Origin of the sequence: Methylocapsa palsarum, from assembly GCF_900114285.1 — a bacterium.
GTDB classification, from domain to species: domain Bacteria; phylum Pseudomonadota; class Alphaproteobacteria; order Rhizobiales; family Beijerinckiaceae; genus Methylocapsa; species Methylocapsa palsarum.
Window position 1 is genome coordinate 1 of record NZ_FOSN01000077.1, and the last position, 1,038, is coordinate 1,038.

At 52.0% G+C, this 1,038-nt stretch carries 2 protein-coding genes; both read right to left on the reverse strand.

All coding sequences use genetic code 11. The annotated features are described in order from the left end of the window. The coding region (locus BM177_RS19360; protein WP_139223772.1) for a hypothetical protein at positions 1–485 on the reverse strand (485 nt) is incomplete at its 3' end. A gap of 458 nt (positions 486–943) precedes the next feature. Next, positions 944–1,038 (reverse strand): LuxR C-terminal-related transcriptional regulator (locus BM177_RS21265; RefSeq protein WP_280140582.1); only part of this gene is annotated, 95 nt, incomplete at its 5' end.

Sequence of the window (1,038 nt, forward strand, 5' to 3'; positions counted from 1 at the left end):
CCGGCGCCGAGATAGAGATTGCGGCCGAAAATGCGCAGCGGGCTTGAGCTTGCGACCTGCGGAAAATCGAAATGCATGGCGCGGGGCGCGTTGATATACACGTGCGAATGGCTCGCGCCAAATCCCGGATTCACGGTCCACACATCATATTGGGTGAACGGGATGAGTTTCTGCGTCAACGGGTTGATCTTGGGCAATTCGAAATTGATGGCGATGTCGACGCTCTTTGGCCCCTGGACCTGGAACGAATTTGTATCGGTCGCCGGCTTCATGAAGACCTGCGGATTGGGGCCGAAGGACAGGCCCGTCAGGCTGATATAGTCGCCCGGTCTCGCCGTGTGCGGGGCATTGAAAATGAACGGCTCGGCGAGAGCGGTCCCGGACAAGGCCGCGCCGCACAGGGCGGCATAGGTGAGGAGCTGCTTTTGCGTGGAGAAACGATCAGCGCGCCCCGCTTTACGGGGCAAGCAGAAATGGGCTCGCATTTGGCAAATTCCTTTAAAATAATATTAGAAATAACCAGCTTTGCGCCGGTATAATTATAGTATTAATATTCTTATATGTAGATTATATTCAGAAAATACGGCAGCTATATCATAAACAAATAGAATTAAGCTTATAATTAGCGGATATGACTGCCTTTTACGGACGAGTTATCTGTCCGAAAGCATTCTTCGAAGCAACCATCCTGATAATTCTTAATTAGAAATTTAGGTCGTCCCTTACCTGAATGCGAATAAATATTCTGTGATTAACGAATGTTAATAGTTCATATGTCATATTCAAGACACATTCAAGCCGGTCCGAATCGCGCAAGCCGATCCGAATCGCGACGGATTGACCAAAAGGATGGCCCTCGCCGGCGTGTCAGATGCAGGCTCAGCACGGTCGGCAATTGTCGCGGGCAGCATCTCTGCGCCGACGATCCTTTGCGCGTCCTTGGTCACCTTTGTGAGGTGAGGACCATGCGCAGGAGCTGGGAGACGTTGCCGGCGTCCATCTTGGCCATGATGCTGGCGCGGTGGACCTCGACAGTGC